Origin of the sequence: Acinetobacter sp. RW6 (genome assembly GCF_041956835.1) — a bacterium.
Taxonomy (GTDB): domain Bacteria; phylum Pseudomonadota; class Gammaproteobacteria; order Pseudomonadales; family Moraxellaceae; genus Acinetobacter; species Acinetobacter calcoaceticus.
Map to the genome: position 1 here is coordinate 1,160,128 of NZ_CP167121.1, position 17,693 is coordinate 1,177,820.

General features: G+C 37.7%; 16 protein-coding genes. 11 read left to right on the forward strand and 5 right to left on the reverse strand.

The genetic code is table 11. The features are described 5' to 3' along the window. Position 1: 1 nt before the first annotated feature. The 3 genes from clpA (at position 2) to ACB088_RS05460 (ending at position 4,123) form a co-directional block, all read left to right on the forward strand. Positions 2-2,278, forward strand: a complete 2,277-nt coding sequence (gene clpA, locus ACB088_RS05450) for an ATP-dependent Clp protease ATP-binding subunit ClpA (protein WP_003652076.1) — start codon at positions 2-4, stop codon at positions 2,276-2,278. Between the two features lie 3 nt (positions 2,279-2,281). Further along, entirely contained in the window at positions 2,282-2,644 is a 363-nt protein-coding gene (locus ACB088_RS05455) for a YnfA family protein (RefSeq protein ID WP_375038231.1), read from the forward strand. A 423-nt stretch (positions 2,645-3,067) separates the two neighbouring features. Next, positions 3,068-4,123, forward strand: a complete 1,056-nt coding sequence (locus ACB088_RS05460; RefSeq protein WP_375038232.1) for a 3-deoxy-7-phosphoheptulonate synthase — start codon at positions 3,068-3,070, stop codon at positions 4,121-4,123. A gap of 47 nt (positions 4,124-4,170) precedes the next feature. Here the strand turns inward: ACB088_RS05460 and ACB088_RS05465 are convergent, their stop codons facing one another. Together ACB088_RS05465 and ACB088_RS05470 are read right to left on the reverse strand one after the other, a co-directional pair. After that, a complete protein-coding gene (locus ACB088_RS05465; protein ID WP_375038233.1) occupies positions 4,171-5,088 on the reverse strand; it encodes an alpha/beta fold hydrolase in 918 nt (305 codons plus the stop codon). 2 nt (positions 5,089-5,090) lie between these two features. Then, positions 5,091-5,651 carry a PadR family transcriptional regulator gene (locus tag ACB088_RS05470; RefSeq protein ID WP_042896087.1) on the reverse strand — a complete coding sequence of 187 codons (561 nt, stop codon included), beginning with the start codon at positions 5,649-5,651 and terminating at the stop codon, positions 5,091-5,093. 135 nt (positions 5,652-5,786) lie between these two features. On the opposite strand from ACB088_RS05470, the gene ACB088_RS05475 reads away from it, so the two are divergent. The 4 genes from ACB088_RS05475 (at position 5,787) to ACB088_RS05490 (ending at position 10,161) form a co-directional block, all read left to right on the forward strand. Next, positions 5,787-7,811: an NADPH-dependent 2,4-dienoyl-CoA reductase gene (locus ACB088_RS05475; RefSeq protein WP_092707115.1), complete on the forward strand. Its 2,025-nt coding sequence runs from the start codon at positions 5,787-5,789 to the stop codon at positions 7,809-7,811. A gap of 70 nt (positions 7,812-7,881) precedes the next feature. Further along, complete coding sequence (locus tag ACB088_RS05480; protein ID WP_375038234.1) at positions 7,882-8,289, forward strand: nuclear transport factor 2 family protein; 408 nt, start codon at positions 7,882-7,884, stop codon at positions 8,287-8,289. Between the two features lie 41 nt (positions 8,290-8,330). Further along, positions 8,331-9,047, forward strand: coding sequence for an SGNH/GDSL hydrolase family protein (locus ACB088_RS05485; protein WP_375038235.1), 717 nt, complete (start codon positions 8,331-8,333; stop codon positions 9,045-9,047). A 19-nt stretch (positions 9,048-9,066) separates the two neighbouring features. Then, positions 9,067-10,161, forward strand: a complete 1,095-nt coding sequence (locus tag ACB088_RS05490) for an alpha/beta fold hydrolase (protein WP_375038236.1) — start codon at positions 9,067-9,069, stop codon at positions 10,159-10,161. A 62-nt stretch (positions 10,162-10,223) separates the two neighbouring features. On the opposite strand, the gene ACB088_RS05495 is transcribed toward ACB088_RS05490, so the two are convergent. Continuing rightward, complete coding sequence (locus tag ACB088_RS05495) at positions 10,224-11,069, reverse strand: metal-dependent hydrolase (protein WP_375038237.1); 846 nt, start codon at positions 11,067-11,069, stop codon at positions 10,224-10,226. Between the two features lie 244 nt (positions 11,070-11,313). Then, on the reverse strand, positions 11,314-11,787 hold the full coding sequence (locus tag ACB088_RS05500; RefSeq protein WP_375038238.1) for an internalin: 474 nt from the start codon (positions 11,785-11,787) through the stop codon (positions 11,314-11,316). Between the two features lie 223 nt (positions 11,788-12,010). Between ACB088_RS05500 and ACB088_RS05505 the strand changes: the two genes are divergently transcribed. From ACB088_RS05505 to eno, 3 genes are all read left to right on the forward strand, one after another. Beyond that, on the forward strand, positions 12,011-13,648 hold the full coding sequence (locus ACB088_RS05505) for a CTP synthase (protein ID WP_045431240.1): 1,638 nt from the start codon (positions 12,011-12,013) through the stop codon (positions 13,646-13,648). Positions 13,649-13,678: 30 nt separating this feature from the next. Beyond that, positions 13,679-14,536 (forward strand): 3-deoxy-8-phosphooctulonate synthase, encoded by an 858-nt coding sequence (gene kdsA / locus ACB088_RS05510; RefSeq protein ID WP_003652054.1) that lies wholly within the window; start codon positions 13,679-13,681, stop codon positions 14,534-14,536. Positions 14,537-14,597: 61 nt separating this feature from the next. Continuing rightward, positions 14,598-15,887 (forward strand): phosphopyruvate hydratase, encoded by a 1,290-nt coding sequence (gene eno / locus ACB088_RS05515; protein ID WP_042896102.1) that lies wholly within the window; start codon positions 14,598-14,600, stop codon positions 15,885-15,887. Positions 15,888-16,104: 217 nt separating this feature from the next. Here eno and ACB088_RS05520 read toward each other — a convergent pair whose 3' ends face one another. Next, positions 16,105-16,782: a YetF domain-containing protein gene (locus ACB088_RS05520; protein WP_133746729.1), complete on the reverse strand. Its 678-nt coding sequence runs from the start codon at positions 16,780-16,782 to the stop codon at positions 16,105-16,107. Positions 16,783-17,151: 369 nt separating this feature from the next. On the opposite strand from ACB088_RS05520, the gene ACB088_RS05525 reads away from it, so the two are divergent. Next, entirely contained in the window at positions 17,152-17,529 is a 378-nt protein-coding gene (locus tag ACB088_RS05525) for a hypothetical protein (protein WP_375038239.1), read from the forward strand. The last annotated feature ends 164 nt before the right edge of the window (positions 17,530-17,693 follow it).

The following is a 17,693-nucleotide window of genomic DNA, read 5'->3' on the forward strand; positions in this document are numbered from 1 at the left end:
CATGCTCAGTCGTCAATTAGAAGTATCATTACGTTTGGCTGTTAGCATGGCTCGTCAAAAGAGACATGAGTTTCTTACAGTTGAACACTTATTATTAGCACTACTCGACAACGATTCGGCCGTGAATGCATTAAAAGCATGTGGGGCTGATATAGTTTCTTTACGTAAAGAATTAGAAGAATATGTAGAACAACATACTCCTAAGCTTGGCGAAAATAGCGAGCAGGCGCCTCATCCAACAGAAAGTTTTGACCGCATTTTGCAACGTGCTATTTTTCATGTGCAATCAAGTGGCGGCGATCGTACTGTTGAAGGTGCGGATGTTTTGGTCGCAATGTATTCAGAGCGTGATTCTTTTGCTGTGTATTTGCTTAAACGTCATCAAATCAATCGATTGACACTGACTCAATACTTGTCTCATGGGACACGTAAAGATGAAGTGCAAGTTGAAGAAGAAGTTGAAGATATTGAGGGTGAAACGAGTACGGGCAATGCAGGGCCATTAGAGCTTTATACGCTGAACTTAAATGTTGAAGCGCAAAAAGGCAAAACTGATCCACTTATTGGTCGTGAAAAAGAAATTGAGCGTACTGCACAAATTCTGTGCCGCCGTCGCAAAAATAATCCATTACTGGTAGGTGATCCGGGCGTTGGTAAAACCTCGATTGCTGAAGGTTTGGCATGGTTGATTGTGAATGGTAAGGCGCCTAAACCTTTGAGTCAGGCTGAAGTTTATAGTTTAGATATTGGTGCATTAGTTGCTGGGACCAAATATCGTGGTGACTTTGAAAAACGTTTAAAACAATTGCTTAATGCTTTGAAGAAAAATCCAAATGCGATTTTATTCATTGATGAAATTCACATGATCATTGGCGCAGGCTCAAGTATGGGCAGCACAATGGATGCTTCGAATCTCATCAAGCCAGCTTTGGCAAATGGTACTTTGCGTTGTATCGGTTCAACGACGTTCCAAGAATATCGTCAGGTTTTTGAAAAAGACCATGCGTTATCACGTCGTTTCCAAAAAATTGATGTCAATGAGCCAAGTATTTCTGAAACAATTGATATTTTGCGTGGCTTAAAATCTAAATTTGAAGATTTTCACCACGTACAATATGACGATAAAGCATTGGTATCAGCTGTAGAGCTTTCTGCTAAATTCATTAATGATCGTTTCTTGCCAGATAAGGCAATTGATGTGATTGACGAAGCTGGCGCTCAGCGTCGTTTGAAGGCTGAAAGTGATGATAGTTTGATTACGGTAGAGAATATCGAAGATATCGTTTCTAAGATCGCTCGTATTCCACCAAAAACTGTTTCTAAAGATGATAAGTCAGTGCTTGAAAATCTTGAGCGTGATTTAAAACGTGTTGTGTTTGGTCAGGATGAAGCGATTACCGCTTTAGGCTCAGCGATCAAGTTATCTCGTGCTGGATTGAAATCACCAGATAAGCCAGTAGGTAGTTTTGTTTTTGCCGGTCCAACAGGTGTGGGTAAAACTGAAGTCACTAAACAACTAGCGAAGTTGTTAGGTGTTGAGCTGGTGCGTTTCGATATGTCTGAATATATGGAACGTCATGCAGTTTCACGTTTGATTGGTGCACCTCCGGGTTATGTGGGTTATGACCAAGGTGGGCTGTTAACTGATGCGATCCATAAGAACCCACACTGTGTTTTGTTGCTAGATGAAATTGAGAAAGCACATCCTGATGTGTTTAATCTCTTGCTACAAATCATGGATCATGGTGCTTTAACGGATAACAACGGACGTAAGTCAGACTTTAGAAACGTTATTATTGTCCTGACTACGAATGTGGGAGCAGAAAGTATTTCTCGCGCGAGTATTGGTTTTACTGAACAAGATCATAGTTCTGATAACCAAGAAGCAATGAAACGTGCTTTCTCACCAGAGTTCCGTAACCGTCTAGATAGTGTTATTCAATTCAAGTCATTACCAACAACTGTTATTGAGTCTGTGGTTGATAAATTCTTGACAGAGTTACAAGCTCAACTGGATGACAAACAAGTTGTACTTGATGTCGATCAAAGTGCTCGTGATTGGTTGGCAACAAACGGCTATGACCGCTTGATGGGGGCACGTCCAATGCAACGCCTCATTCAAGAACACTTGAAGAAACCATTAGCTGAAATGATTTTGTTTGGTGAACTGGCAGATCATGGTGGTAATGTGGCTGTATCAGTGAAAAATGAAGATGGCAAAGCTGTTGGCTTAAAACTTGAAGTGTTTGAAGATCATCATACGGCAGAACCAGCATAACTCATGTTAATTGATAGTCTAGCTATAACCCGAATACTGAGTGTATTCGGGTTATTTATTATTACAGCAATTGCTGAAATTCTGGGTTGCTATTTCCCTTATCTGATTTTAAGAGAAGGCAAGTCGGCTTGGCTGTGGTTACCTACAGTTTTAAGTTTGGGTGTCTTTGTATGGCTATTGACCTTACATCCAGCGGCTTCAGGGCGCATTTATGCTGCATATGGCGGTATTTATATTTTTACTGCGTTAATGTGGCTGCGCTTTGTTGATCAGGTCGGATTAACAAGATGGGATATATTAGGTGGTCTAATAGTACTTTGTGGAGCTGGCTTAATTATTTTGCAACCTCAAGGGCTGATTCGTTAAGACAATGAGTGAATCAAATCTTAAGCGTGAAAATAAGAAGTTTTTTCAAAAAAAAGACTTGTCAAAGGCCTCAACAATGCGTATTTTAGATTTAAGGAACATATTTTTATATTTGAGATAAAGATGTTAAATCTATCTGTGAACACTAACGCATATTATTATTTTTGGCAATTTAGATAGTTGCCTGAGCGTATTCGGGCATGAGAAAGTTGCCCATCACAGTTAATACCTGATCGGCAACCCCGATCAGGTTTTTTTATGCTTTATCTTTTTAAATCGAGGAACTTAAAATGAACAACATGACTTATTCATACTTTAGCAACTTTTATTGGTTTTACTTTTGCTTACCGTTACCAACGAATAGATCCAAAACGCTCAAATAAATGATCGGACTGAATAGATTGCAGTCCCAAGGAAAAACCAATGAATGCCCTAAATACTTTATTAACACAAAGCAATACAAAAGAAACTCCAGTTAGTTTACCTGTCCAGTTAAAAGCAAAATATCCGCTTGCACACGGTTTCGTGCGTCAAATTGCCGAACACCGTCAAACTATTCAAAATATTCTTATCGGCAAAGATCATCGGTTAATGGTAATTACAGGGCCTTGTTCCATTCATGATCCGGTTGCAGTACTTGAATACGCTGAAAGATTGCAAAAATTACAAGAAAAAGTAAAAGATCAGATTTTTATCGTGATGCGTGCATACATTGAAAAACCACGTACAACTGTGGGTTGGAAGGGTTTCATGTATGATCCAAATTTAGATGGTTCATCAAATTTACAACTTGGCTTAGAAAAGTCTCGCGAACTTTACCTGCAAATTATTGAAAAGGGTTTGCCAATTGCGAGTGAAATTTTAAGTCCAATGGCAACTGGTTATTTTGATGATTTATTGGCTTGGGGTGCAATTGGTGCTCGCACAAGTGAATCTCAGATTCACCGCGAAATCTCAAGCCACATGCCATACAGTATTGGTTTCAAGAATGGTACTGATGGCTCAATTCAGATTGCATTAGATGCAATTCAGTCAGCACAAAATGAACATCAATTTCTAGGGATGAATCAGCAAGGTTTACCTTCAGTGATTCAAAGTGCTGGCAATCCATTGCCACACTTGATTTTGCGTGGAGCGAATCATGGGCCAAATTATGATTTAGCTTCAATTCAGGCTATACGAGAAAAACACAAACAAAATTTTCCTGCATTGGTGATTGACTGTAGTCATGGTAATAGCAGTAAAGATCCGTTACGTCAGCCAGAAGTTTTACAGCAAATCGTTGCTGAACGTTTAAAAACACAAGTAAAGGGTGTCATGATTGAAAGTCATTTGGTTGATGGTAGTCAAAAGATTTCTTGTGATATGACTTATGGGCAGTCAGTAACTGATGGTTGTTTAGGGTGGGAAAAAACAGAGCGACTTTTGTTAAGTGTTTCAGAGCAGTTAAAAGCAAAAGAGTTAGCTCATTCAGCTTAATGTTTTGCATATTTAAAAAGGGATCTGCGAACAGATCCCTTTATTTTTTAAGAAGCATGTTTTAATTCTGATAAGAATGTTGTGATTTCATGGCCAAATTTTTTCGGCTCGGTCAATAAAGGTGTATGGCCTGAGCGCTCAAAATATATTGCTTTTGCATGCTCGACACTCTGTGCAATAAGTGTCTGCCCAGTTTCTGGATAAAGCGTTGAATTACGGCCAATAAAGAAAGTTGTTGGGCACTCTAATTGCTGGATAGCTTCACGATAATCTTCATTGTGATAAAGATAATTTTCGACATACCAAAATAAATAATCTAAACGCTGAATAGGTAATAAATATTTTTGTAGAAACGGTTGTTTTAGCGCTGTTTTAAAAACTAAAGGGCTAAATGGATTGCTACTTTGTAAATCAATAAAATCTACCCAAAGGCGAACCAATTCCTGTCGATCTGGAAGTGATAATTCATAAAGATATTTGGCATTTTTGTGCTTTGATAATAATTGATAGATATCATTTAGTAATTGTTTGAACTGAGTATGATGAGAACCAAATAAACCATACTCCCATGTTGAATCGACAGATATTTTAGGTGTTTGGTCGATATGTAAATATGCTTTTAGTTGCTGTGTGAGATGAGCATGTTTCATACCATGCATGGCAGTTGTAGCACCCATTGAATAACCCATCAAGATAAAGTTATCGAGTTTTAATTGTTCTATTAAATGAGCAACGTCTTGCCAATGACTTGATATTGCATCTTGCTCAGGGATTGCACAATTTTTTGAACCGCCAAACCCACGCCAATCTGGAATAATAAACTCATAATCTTTACGGTTTGCATAAATAAAAGGTAGCCATTGCCAACTTTGCATACCAAGACCAGATAAAACCAAAACTGGTTCACCACGACCAACACGACGTACAAATAAATTTTCCCGATCGGGCATGGTGTAATATGGCATGGCTATTCTCCGGATACGCTATCTTGGGCGAAGCGTTTTAATTGAGGGATGACTTGTTCCAACCATTTGATCCATTCACTTTCCATCGTAATTCCAAGTTCTAAGATCATTTTATGGATGTATAACACACGGTCATTTAGATCATTGCTGTCTTTAAAATCTTTATCATAAATACTTTGATAAAGTTTAAGCTTTTCCTGATGTAGACCAAGGTGTCGTAACAGTTCAGGTAATATCTGATTATTGCTCAATTGTGCTTCAGCACGCAATCTAACCATCAAGTCATCACGAAGCTGCGCAGGTTCACTTTGTTGTGTCATCCATGAAGCTAGCTCAATACGTCCCAGTTGTTCAACTTGATAAGTCTTTTTTCGACTATTTTCCATTTCATTTTCTAACGTTGAAACCCAACCTTTTTTGAGCATGTGGTTGAGTTCACGATAAATTTGCTGATGGGTGGCATTCCAGAAAAAACCGATTGAACGATCAAAGCGGCGGGCAAGTTCGAACCCTGTGCTTGGTCGTTCAAGCAAGCTGGTCAATAAAACATGAGGAAGTGACATAGCAATCCGGTTTGTAAGCAAAAGTAAAGTGTGACTGATGAGATTATGCAACATGTTGCATAAAAGTCAAAATTTGATTATAAATTAATGCAACAAGTTGCATTAGCAAGCTAATTGCTAGCCAAAGGAGAAAATATGTCAGCTTATCCACATTTATTAAAGCCACTTGATTTAGGCTTTACTACTTTAAAAAACCGTGTGCTTATGGGGTCTATGCATATTGGGTTAGAAGAAGCACCGCAGGGATATGAGCGCATGGCAGCATTTTATGCTGAGCGCGCAAAAGGTGATGTTGGATTGATCGTAACTGGCGGTGTTTCTCCAAATGATGATGGTGTTGTATTTAGCCACGGTACTAAACTAGATACAGTTGAAGAAGCTGAGAAACATAAAGTGATTACCCAAGCTGTTCATGAAGCTGGGGGGAAAATTGCTATGCAGATTTTACATACTGGGCGTTATTCTTATCAGGCAAATAACGTTGCACCTTCAGCAATTCAAGCACCAATTAACCCGATTAAGCCTAAAGCTTTAAGTTCTGCCGAAGTACAACAGACCATTGATGATTTTGCAAACTGCGCCAAACTTGCTCAGTATGCAGGTTATGATGGTGTAGAAATCATGGGCTCTGAAGGTTATTTAATTAATGAGTTTATTGCTGCACGTACTAACCATCGTGATGATGAATGGGGTGGTAGTTACGAAAATCGTATTCGTTTCCCCATTGAAATTGTAAAACGTACGCGTGCTTTGGTTGGTGAGAACTTTATCATTATTTATCGTCTATCGATGCTTGATTTAGTGGAAGGTGGTTCAAGTTTTGATGAAGTGATTCAGCTTGCAAAAGAAATTGAAAAAGCAGGTGCAACAATTATTAATACAGGCATTGGCTGGCATGAAGCACGTATTCCAACCATTGCAACAAAAGTACCTCGTGCTGCGTTTACGTGGGTCACAGAAAAACTCAAAGGAGAAGTCTCTATTCCTTTGATTACGTCCAACCGAATTAATACGCCAGAAATGGCTGAACACGTCTTGGCTTCTGGTCATGCTGATATGGTGTCCATGGCACGCCCAATGTTAGCGGACGCTGAATTTGTCTTAAAGGCAAGTCAAGGTCGTAGCGATGAAATTAATACATGTATTGGGTGTAACCAAGCGTGTTTAGATCATATTTTTTCAATGAAAATCGCAACGTGTTTAGTGAACCCTCGCGCATGTTATGAAACTGAACTTATCTTTAAAGAAGCACAGATTCAAAAGAATATTGCTGTTATTGGTGCGGGTCCGGCAGGTTTAAGTTTTGCAGTATATGCAGCTGATCGCGGGCATAAAGTCAAAGTTTTTGAGGCAAGTCATCAAATTGGTGGTCAGTTTAATATTGCAAAGACTGTTCCTGGAAAAGAAGAGTTTTATGAAACCTTACGCTACTTTGGCCGTCAAATTGAATTGCGACCAAATATTGAGCTTGTATTAAATCATAAAGCAACTTATGAAGAGTTGAGCCAAGCAAATTTTGATGAAATTGTAGTTGCAACAGGTGTAACTCCTCGTCAATTACAATTTGAAGGCATTGATCATCCTAAAGTACTGAGCTACTTACAAGTTCTAAGAGAACGTGTGCCTGTGGGGCAGCGTGTAGCTATTATTGGGGCGGGTGGTATTGGTTTTGATACGGCGGAATATCTTACTCACGAAGGTGAAAGTGGCAGCTTAAACCCAGAAAAGTTCTATGCTGAATGGGGAATTGATACTCAATATGAGCATGTTGGCGGGTTAAAACAGCCAAAAGTTGAAGATTCGGAACGAGAAATTTATTTACTGCAACGTAAAGCTGCTGCTGTAGGGGCTGGTTTAGGTAAAACTACTGGCTGGATTCACCGTACAGGTCTAAAAAATCGTCAAGTCAAAATGCTTGGTGGGGTTCAATACGACAAAGTTGATGATCAAGGTCTTCATATAACAGTAGATGGAAAACCGAGTGTACTTGAAGTTGATCATGTGGTGATTTGTGCTGGTCAAGAATCCTTTACAGCAATGTATGAACAATTAAAAGAAGACGGAAAAAATGTTCATTTAATTGGTGGAGCTAAAGAAGCCGGTGAATTAGATGCAAAACGCGCTATACGACAAGGTGCTGAATTAGCAGCGACACTATAAATTTATATGGGCATTTCTTTCAAAAGGAAATGCCCATAATTTCATTAAGTAAATTAAAGGAAAAATAATAATGGCACTTGAAACAACAAAACATTCTTTAGAAAAATGGCATCACATGATTCAGGTAGGTAACTTGTCCGATCTAAATGATTTGCTGGCAGATGAAGTTGTTTTCCGTTCGCCTGTTGCCCATAAACCTTATGAAGGAAAGCAAGTCGTTTTCTTCATTCTGAGCAATGTTATTCAGGTATTCCAAGACTTTACTTATTATCGTGAGTTTTATACGGAAGATGGCGAAAATGTGGTACTTGAGTTCAGTGCAAATGTAAGCGGCAAGTCATTAAAAGGTATTGATATGATACGTTTTAATGAGCAAGGCAAAATTATTGATTTTGAGGTAATGATTCGTCCAATGAGTGGTTTAGCGGCGCTAGCTGAACAAATGGGTATAAGAATTGCCAAGTTTCAACCGCAATAATTTTAGCAAATAGCCTAAGTAATATTATTGGGGTCATTAGAATGTGGGTAAAACTTTCAACATTAGTCTTATTGCCTGTATTATTTATACAAGGGGCAAAGGTTCGTAAGAATACACCACGTCTATTAGAGGCCATTGGCGAGCGTGAAGGTCTATGCGGACAAGGAAGACCTTTGTCATTGCTTATTTTAGGTGATTCTGCAGCGGCAGGTGTTGGAGTTGAGACTCAAAAAGATGCTTTATCTGGCGCAATTATTTCTGAGTTGCAAGATGAGTATTCTTTATGCTGGAAACTTCATGCAAAAACAGGCGATACAACCAAGCAGGTTTTTCAAGCTCTACAGCATTTAGAGCAGCAAAATTATGATGTTGTTGTTACATCTATCGGTGTTAATGATGTGACAAAATTAACCTCAGCAAACTCATGGATAAAACAACAAAAGCAATTGTTTCAGCAAATACAGACGCGTTTTCAACCTAAACTCATTATTGTATCTGGCGTGCCGCCAATGCAACATTTTCCAGCTTTGCCGAATCCATTGGCTTGGCTATTTGGAAAATATGCGGAGCAAATGAATCAGGCATTATATAAATGGTTAGAATTACAAAACCAATTTAGATTCATTCAATATGATATTGAAAGTTTTCAAGCGATGAATTTGCCTATGGCAAGTGATGGTTTTCATCCAAGCAAAGAAATTTATGCAATTTGGGGGCAGCAGGTTGCAGCATTAGTGCGGCAATCATTTAACTCATAATCAGAGGTCGTGATTGGATATGGGCATATCTACTTTAAATAAAATTAAAGCTTTCGGTTCAGAATTTTTTGATTCGGTGCTGGGTGCTGAACAGCCAAAAGTCTATTATGACCCAAAAGGGAAAATTAAAGATGTTTTAGATAAATTGCCCCAACTTAAGCAAAAATATCGTCCTACGCCATGGTTAAGTAACAATCATGTTCATCTTTTGTATTTTGATATTATTAGAAAAAAAACCATCAAGCTTGAATATGACCGTATTGATCAGCTCATCATGAAAGATGGTGGTGTAACTGCAATCGCATGGTATGGCTATAATCTTCCAAAAGCTACTCCTACAGTTGTCATCATGCATACTATTACAGGAACACCTGAAAGTATGCGTGAACTGGTGAAAGATTTACATCACTATACGGGGTGGAGAATAGCGCTTTGCTTACGCCGTGGGCATGCTGGTTTACCTATGCCTGTACCACAGATTTCTCTTTTTGGATCAACAAGTGACCTTAAAGAGCAGCTTACGCATATTCAAAATTTGTTTCCTGAATCAGATTTGTATGCAGTGGGTTCTTCGGCAGGCACTGGCTTACTCGTTCGTTATTTGGGAGAACAAGGCACTGACACGCCATTTAAAGCTGCTTTTGCAATGTGTCCCGGCTATAACACAGAGATTGGCTTTAAAAATGTTCATCCGTTTTATAGCAAAATGATGACCAAAAAGTTATTCAAATATTTTATCCACCCTTATCAAAGTACTTGGAACCAGATTTCTTCTTTAGAAAAAGTTCTTGCAACCACTAGTCTAGAAGAGTTTGAAAAAGAATATTTTGAAATGGCTGGCTTTCAGGATTATCAAAGTTATTGTCAGGCAATTAATCCAATTTATGTATTTGAAAATGTCAAAATTCCATTAATGATTCTTAATGCTGAAGATGATCCGGTATGTTCTATTAAAAATTTAGAACCTTATAAAGAAACGATCCAGCAAATGAGTAATATTGCAGTTGTAACCACTAAAAAGGGAAGTCATTGTGGCTTTTACGAAGGTTGGAAAAGTACCTCTTGGGCTGCCAAATTAATGTCGAATTATTTTATGGTTAATCATAAACAATGACGGTGTTGCTGTGATTGGTTAAATAAAGCCCATCTATTGAATGGGCTTTATGATTTATCAGGTCAAGATAAAAGCAATTTGGGATCTTTCAGTCCAATTTTGATTTTAGTACTAGCAACGAGGTCTTTTTCATCGGTTTGGTTTGGATGAAAGTCAAAGCGATAATAATCAAAAAATTTCGGAGTTAAAATTCTATATTGTGTTCCCATAAAACCAAGAAACTTACGCCAAGACTTAAAATTGAGAAGTTGATGATCACGTTTCATAAGAACGAATTGATAAATTGTTGAGAAGGCAGTAATTAGAAATAGGCTTAAAGTGAAGACGGTCACACGAGGAAGATACGCACTTAGCCCATTTCCATACAAATGCTGATAAAGATCAAAGGCAACAGCTTTATGTTCGGTTTCTTCAATACTGTGCCATAGCCATAAATTACGGATAGTTGAGTCTGTCATCAGTTCATTAACAGATTGCATCATACTAACTACAAGTACCGCGGTATAGTGCTCTAAGCCAACTGTTACAAGCAAATTCCATTTCTTACTAAAAACTTTTTCAATACTTTTTAAAACGATGCCAGTTACTTTTTCTAAAGATTCGGGATCAAGGCCATATTGCTGTGCACTCACATGAAAAGCATGATGTTCTTTAGAGTGCATTGCTTCTTGACCGATAAAAGCACTGATTTCGCGATCTAAAATTTCATTTGACTTTGCTTTGGCACGTAAAGCTCGAACTGAACGAACAAAATATGATTCACCTTCAGGAAACAAAGTAGATAAACCCGTAAAATAATGGGTAAAAGATGGCTCGTTGTTGCACCAATAACGAGGAGTATTTTCAAAATTGTAGTCCATGCGACGGACTGGAAATGAGGCAGGTACGCGATTTGATACAGTAGTCATTTTAAGCTCCAATCTTCTTTTAATTGAGGTTCCAAAAAGGAACTTGATAAAAAACTACATCTCGGCGTGAGCAACGTCAATGCTTTTTCAGGGGGAATAAGTAGATTGTCCTAAATTGATATCTAGGCAAACTTTAAAGACAAATTGGGAATACAAAGGTAAAGCTGATTATTGAGTTGATAATTTTAATAATATTTAAAAAGCCCAAATCAACTGTTCAATTTGGGCATAATCATACGAGAACTTAGTTTTTAAGCGCTGGTGTAGCAGCAGCAATCGCAGCGGCAACAGCATCATCTTCAGTTTGAGATGGTTCTGCTGGCTTAGCTGGTTTTGACTGAGCTTTTTCAGGCTTCGGTTCTGCTTTTGGCTCAGGTTTAGGTTCTGGCTTAGGCTTCGGCTCTGCTTTAGGTTGTTCAGAAACAGTTGTTTGTGAATTTTGCTCAGATTGGGCAGGGCGAGTTTCACTGCGAATTACAGTTGTAGTATTCGCGGTTTCCTCGTGATGAACTTCAACTTGCGTTGGTTCCTGAGTTTGAGCTTCTTCAGTTTTAACACTTTCTAGAGACTCAAATTTTGCAGGTTCAGCAGGTTTAGGTTCTGAAACAGCAGTTTCAACCTTTTCTTGCTCTTCTTCAGGTGTTTCTTTTTTGACGCATGCGGTTAACAATAGTCCAGCCGCAATTGCAGCACAGATTAAAAGTTTTTTATTTGCCATTGCCCTAAACAACATTTAATTGAGGAGCTGGCATTATAACAGCAAAAGAGAATGAAAAAATCATGTGAGATTGACCTAATTTTTTATTAAAAATGCTGATAGAATAGCCAGTTGTTTAATGATCTTTGAATTGGTGCGGTTTGACTTTGCTTTATAGGGGCAGAGTACAGTAAAATTGCCCAACATTGTAGGCCGATTTCGGCTTGATTGTACGAGAAACTTAATGACCCATTTTATTTTTGTTACTGGTGGTGTGGTTTCATCGCTAGGTAAAGGTATTTCTGCTGCTTCAGTTGCTGCACTTTTGGAAGCCCGTGGCTTAAAAGTCACAATGGTTAAAATGGATCCTTACATTAATGTCGATCCGGGGACAATGAGTCCTTTCCAACATGGTGAAGTTTTTGTCACAGAGGATGGTGCCGAAACTGATCTAGACTTGGGTTATTACGAACGTTTCTTACGTCGTGCGAAAATGACCAAATTGAATAACTTTACCAGTGGTCGTGTATATCAAGATGTTCTAAATAAAGAACGTCGTGGTGACTACTTAGGTGGTACGGTTCAAGTTATTCCACATATTACTGACAACATTAAAGAACGTGTACTTCGCGCCGGTGAAGGTTACGACGTTGCAATCGTTGAGATTGGTGGTACGGTCGGTGATATCGAATCACTTCCATTTATGGAATCAGTCCGTCAGTTAATGGTTGAGCTTGGTCATAAACGTACCATGCTGATGCATTTAACTTTGTTGCCATATATCAAATCTGCGGCTGAGTTAAAAACCAAGCCAACTCAACATTCAGTGAAAGAGTTACTTTCAATTGGTATTCAGCCAGATATCTTAATCTGCCGTACTGAATATGATGTAGATGTTGATACTAAACGTAAAATTGCATTGTTCACTAACGTGGAAGCGCGTGCCGTTGTGGTATGTAAAGATGCGAAAACGATTTATCAAATTCCACGTACATTCTATGAACAAAACGTTGATGACCTCATTTGTGAACGTTTTGGGTTTAATGATCTTCCAGAAGCAAATCTAGAAGATTGGGACAATGTAGTCGAAGCATTACTTAACCCAGAATACACTTTACGTGTAGCTATGGTTGGTAAATATGTTGAATTACCAGATGCTTATAAATCTGTGAATGAAGCATTGTTACATGCAGGCATTAAAAACCGTGTGAAAGTACAAATTGACTATGTCAATGCTGAAGAACTTGAAAGCCAAGACGTTTCTATTTTGCAAACAGCTGACGCAATTTTAGTCCCAGGCGGCTTTGGTGAGCGTGGTACTGAAGGCAAAATGAAAGCCATTCAATATGCACGTGAAAACAAAATTCCATTCTTGGGTATTTGTTTAGGCATGCAATTGGCTGTAATCGAATATGCACGTCATGTTGCAGCTATGCCAGAAGCATCTTCTACAGAGTTTAACCGTTCTACAAAGTATCCATTGATTGGTTTAATTACCGAATGGTTAGATGAGCGTGGCGAGTTACAACAACGCAGCGTAGAGTCTGACTTAGGCGGAACTATGCGTTTAGGTGCACAAAAATCTGAATTGGTTGAAGGCACAAAAACACGTGAAGTCTATGGTAAAGCAGAAATTACTGAGCGTCACCGTCACCGTTATGAAATGAACAACCGTTTCATTGAGGCGATTGAACAAGCTGGTATGAAGATTTCTGGCTATTCTTCAGCACAACATTTGGTTGAAACTGTAGAAATTCCTGAACATCCTTGGTTTATTGCTGTACAATTCCACCCGGAATTTACAAGTTCACCACGTGATGGACATCCATTATTTGCTAGTTTTATTGACGCTGCGAAAACACAGCATCAAAAAAGTAAATAATGCGATTTTAAATAAACTGGGAAAGTTTAAATGTCACAATTAAAACCACAAGAAGTTGTACGTTTAGGCGATATACAAATGGCAAATCATTTGCCATTTGTATTATTTGGCGGAATGAACGTACTTGAATCAAAAGATTTAGCTTTCGAAATTGCAGAAACTTATGTTGATATTTGCAAACGCTTAGACATTCCTTATGTATTTAAAGCGAGTTTCGATAAAGCAAATCGTTCTAGTCTGCATTCGTTCCGTGGCCCTGGACTTGAAAAGGGTATTGAATGGTTAGGCGATATTAAAAAACATTTTAATGTGCCTATCATTACCGATGTTCATGAGCCACACCAAGCTGAAGCAGTTGCAGAAGTAGCTGATATTATTCAGTTACCGGCTTTCTTAAGTCGCCAAACTGATCTTGTTGAAGCGATGGCAAAAACACAAGCTATTATTAACATTAAGAAAGCCCAGTTTTTGGCACCTCATGAAATGCGTCATATCCTGAATAAATGTTTAGAAGCAGGAAACGATAAACTTATTCTTTGTGAACGTGGTTCAGCATTTGGCTATAACAACCTTGTTGTAGACATGCTTGGCTTTGACATCATGAAAGAAATGAATGTTCCTGTTTTCTTTGATGTAACACATGCGTTGCAAACTCCTGGTGGTCGTGCTGACTCGGCAGGTGGTCGTCGTGCTCAAATTACAACTTTAGCACGCGCTGGAATGGCAACAGGCTTGGCTGGGCTGTTCTTGGAAGGTCATCCAGACCCAGAACATGCAAAATGCGATGGACCTTGTGCATTACGTATGTCACAGCTTGAGCCATTCTTGGCACAAATAAAAGAATTGGATACTTTGGTTAAAGGATTCAAAAAGTTAGACACCCATTGAGTTTTTACTCACTTACGCTGCTTTAATTGCAGCCCATATTCATTTAACAGAGGAATTGTTCATGAGCCAAATCGTTGACATCCGTGCACGTGAAATTTTGGACTCTCGTGGTAACCCAACCATCGAAGCAGACGTAATTTTAGAATCTGGGGTTGTTGGTCGTGCATGTGCACCATCTGGTGCTTCAACTGGTTCTCGTGAAGCTTTAGAACTACGTGACGGTGATAAATCGCGTTACTTAGGTAAAGGTGTTAAAACTGCGGTTAACAACGTAAACACGATTATCCGTGATGCTTTAGTGGGCAAATCAGTATTTGAACAAAAAGACATCGATAATACGATGATCGAACTTGATGGTACTGAAAACAAAGAAAAATTGGGTGCAAATGCAACTTTGGCTGTATCATTGGCTGCTGCACGCGCTGCTGCTGATGAAAAGAAAATTCCTCTTTTCCAATACATCGCTGATTTACGTGGTCAAAAGATTTTGACTATGCCTGTACCAATGATGAACATCATCAATGGTGGTTCGCATGCAGACAACAATGTTGATATTCAAGAGTTTATGATTGAGCCTGTAGGCTTCACTTCATTTGCTGAAGCATTACGTGCAGGTGCTGAAATCTTCCATTCTCTAAAATCAGTTTTAAACAAAAAAGGTTTAAACACTGCTGTGGGTGATGAAGGTGGTTTTGCACCAAACTTGCGTTCAAACGAAGAAGCAATCACTGTTATTCTTGAAGCTATTGGTCAAACTGGTTACAAAGCTGGTTCTGATATTATGTTGGCGCTTGACTGTGCATCTTCAGAATTCTACAAAAATGGTCAATACATCCTTGCAGGTGAAGGCAATAAAGCATTCACAAGCAACCAGTTCTCTGACTATTTAGCGGGTCTTGTAAACCAATATCCAATTATCTCAATTGAAGATGGTTTAGATGAATCAGATTGGGAAGGCTGGTCTTACTTGACGTCTATCCTTGGCGATAAAATCCAATTGGTAGGTGATGACTTGTTCGTTACAAACCCGAAAATCCTTCAACGTGGTATTAATGAGAAAGTAGGTAACTCTATCTTAATCAAGTACAACCAAATTGGTACGTTGACTGAAACTTTGGATGCAATCTATCTTGCTAAAGAAAATGGTTATACGACTGTAATTTCTCACCGTTCTGGTGAAACAGAAGATTCAACTATTGCTGACTTGGCAGTAGGTACAGCGGCTGGCCAAATTAAGACTGGTTCACTTTGCCGTTCTGACCGTGTTTCTAAGTACAACCAATTACTTCGTATTGAAGAGTTGACTAAAGCTGCTTACCGCGGTAAAGCTGAGTTTAAAGGTTTAAACTAATCTTTAAATAAAAAGTTAAAATTAGTTTTTTTAACATTTTTAGGGTGCTATTTCTCTATTTTTAATAGGAAATGGCACCTTTTTTAATGCTTAAAAGATGAGTTACTTTTTCATTTTCTAATGATTTTTTTTATTACATCTCAAGAATGCAAAACTCTGTCTATTACAGCATTTTCAAAAAGCTCATGTCAGACATTTATAATACTCAATTCTTTTACTATCCTAGTCGACGGGTTTTTAAAGACTCTGCCCAACTATGATGTTTGCAACGAGAACACTCTTGATCAATTTTATTGAGAATTTTAGTTTCACCACATTTCATGCATGAATAAAAAGTATTGATTTTAAGTACTTCAGCTTTGCAATAAGCATCAGGGAATAGTGGTAATCCCCATTTTACTTCTTCATCTTCATAGTACAGTAAGCTAAGGATACCGTCGGACTCCAGTAAAGCTGTTCTCACTTGACCTAAATGTTCAACATTTTGTTGGCGCATCTCTGAGAAAAACTCATCATGTGAATATGATTGTTTCTGGAAATCTTTGTAGACTAAAAGTCCATCTTTGACCACGCAAAGTGCTTTTCCTTCTAATAGATCTTCAATTTTCTTATGCTTCACCATGGCCCAAGTTACTAAGCGATAGAGAAAAAGAATAACGATAAATACGACTAAAGCATGGGTAATAGGTAAGTCCTTGGTAAACATTGGATCACCAGCAGCCGAGCCTAAACATAAAATAATTGCGAGTTCAAAAAGGGAAAGTTGGCGAACACCACGCTTACCTGATAGTCTTAAAAAACTAATAATAATGATAAACATGAGGAAGCATCGAACCAAAATTTCCAAAATAAAGGTCCATGTGGTGTCACCTATGAAAATATTAAAAAAATCCATTTTTTCTCCTTTTAATAGGTGGATGAAGTCTTTATAAGATTCTTAACAAATTAAAAATAGAAAAAATATACTTTTTAAGTAGTTATTGGTTAAAAATTCGAACTCTCTGTGATTCTGTATAAATTTTATTTTTCAAACTATGTATTAGAATAATACATATAGCGTACGTTTTAATTTTAGATAAATAGCAAGACAGAATGATTGTTGAAGTTGTCAAATAGGATGAAAGTGTATTTATTAGAATTTTAGTTTTAAATGTCTTTTTCTATATTAGCTAGGAATTATGGTACTTCATTTTTACAATATCTAATATTAATAGATATATGATATGTTTTAATATTTTTTGGATTTTATGAGGAACTTTATATCATGAGAAAGCAATATCATTTTAGAAAAATTGAAAATGATACTTATATTTGGGATGTAGATAATTTAATAGCTTTAACTAGAAAATTTAAAGTAAAAGAAATTTTACTATCAGAAATAAAAGAATTAAATGAACCATATTGGTATCCAGATTCTCATCCTACTACTCAAGATATTATTAATCATATGCTACTAATTCAAGAAGCAGATCTGTCCTATCCAATAATAATATGTTCACAGGGGAGAATAATGGATGGTATGCATAGGGTGGCAAAAGCAAAAAATTTAGGTAAGGATAAAATATGTGCTGTACAATTTGATAAGGATCCCCAGCCAGATTATATCAATGTTGATGAAAATGATCTTATCTATGGTGATTAATTATTTAGTTTCCATAATTTTTATATTTAGAAATATAGAATTTATTAAAATTTTTTCTATGTTTAGGATTAATTATGGAAAATTTATTTAGCTACGGATGATACAGAAGATTTTGCTTATACTGTTTTATTTTTAATCTCAACTATTTTAGGTTCTATCACGAG

Excerpts from the sequence above, each read along its gene's own strand:
- clpA (WP_003652076.1), top strand. The coding sequence starts at position 2 with ATGCTCAGTCGTCAATTAGAAGTATCATTACGTTTGGCTGTTAGCATG.
- ACB088_RS05455 (WP_375038231.1), top strand. The coding sequence starts at position 2,282 with ATGTTAATTGATAGTCTAGCTATAACCCGAATACTGAGTGTATTCGGG.
- ACB088_RS05460 (WP_375038232.1), top strand. The coding sequence starts at position 3,068 with ATGAATGCCCTAAATACTTTATTAACACAAAGCAATACAAAAGAAACT.
- ACB088_RS05465 (WP_375038233.1), bottom strand. The coding sequence starts at position 5,088 with ATGCCATATTACACCATGCCCGATCGGGAAAATTTATTTGTACGTCGT.
- ACB088_RS05470 (WP_042896087.1), bottom strand. The coding sequence starts at position 5,651 with ATGTCACTTCCTCATGTTTTATTGACCAGCTTGCTTGAACGACCAAGC.
- ACB088_RS05475 (WP_092707115.1), top strand. The coding sequence starts at position 5,787 with ATGTCAGCTTATCCACATTTATTAAAGCCACTTGATTTAGGCTTTACT.
- ACB088_RS05480 (WP_375038234.1), top strand. The coding sequence starts at position 7,882 with ATGGCACTTGAAACAACAAAACATTCTTTAGAAAAATGGCATCACATG.
- ACB088_RS05485 (WP_375038235.1), top strand. The coding sequence starts at position 8,331 with ATGTGGGTAAAACTTTCAACATTAGTCTTATTGCCTGTATTATTTATA.
- ACB088_RS05490 (WP_375038236.1), top strand. The coding sequence starts at position 9,067 with ATGGGCATATCTACTTTAAATAAAATTAAAGCTTTCGGTTCAGAATTT.
- ACB088_RS05495 (WP_375038237.1), bottom strand. The coding sequence starts at position 11,069 with ATGACTACTGTATCAAATCGCGTACCTGCCTCATTTCCAGTCCGTCGC.
- ACB088_RS05500 (WP_375038238.1), bottom strand. The coding sequence starts at position 11,787 with ATGGCAAATAAAAAACTTTTAATCTGTGCTGCAATTGCGGCTGGACTA.
- ACB088_RS05505 (WP_045431240.1), top strand. The coding sequence starts at position 12,011 with ATGACCCATTTTATTTTTGTTACTGGTGGTGTGGTTTCATCGCTAGGT.
- kdsA (WP_003652054.1), top strand. The coding sequence starts at position 13,679 with ATGTCACAATTAAAACCACAAGAAGTTGTACGTTTAGGCGATATACAA.
- eno (WP_042896102.1), top strand. The coding sequence starts at position 14,598 with ATGAGCCAAATCGTTGACATCCGTGCACGTGAAATTTTGGACTCTCGT.
- ACB088_RS05520 (WP_133746729.1), bottom strand. The coding sequence starts at position 16,782 with ATGGATTTTTTTAATATTTTCATAGGTGACACCACATGGACCTTTATT.
- ACB088_RS05525 (WP_375038239.1), top strand. The coding sequence starts at position 17,152 with ATGAGAAAGCAATATCATTTTAGAAAAATTGAAAATGATACTTATATT.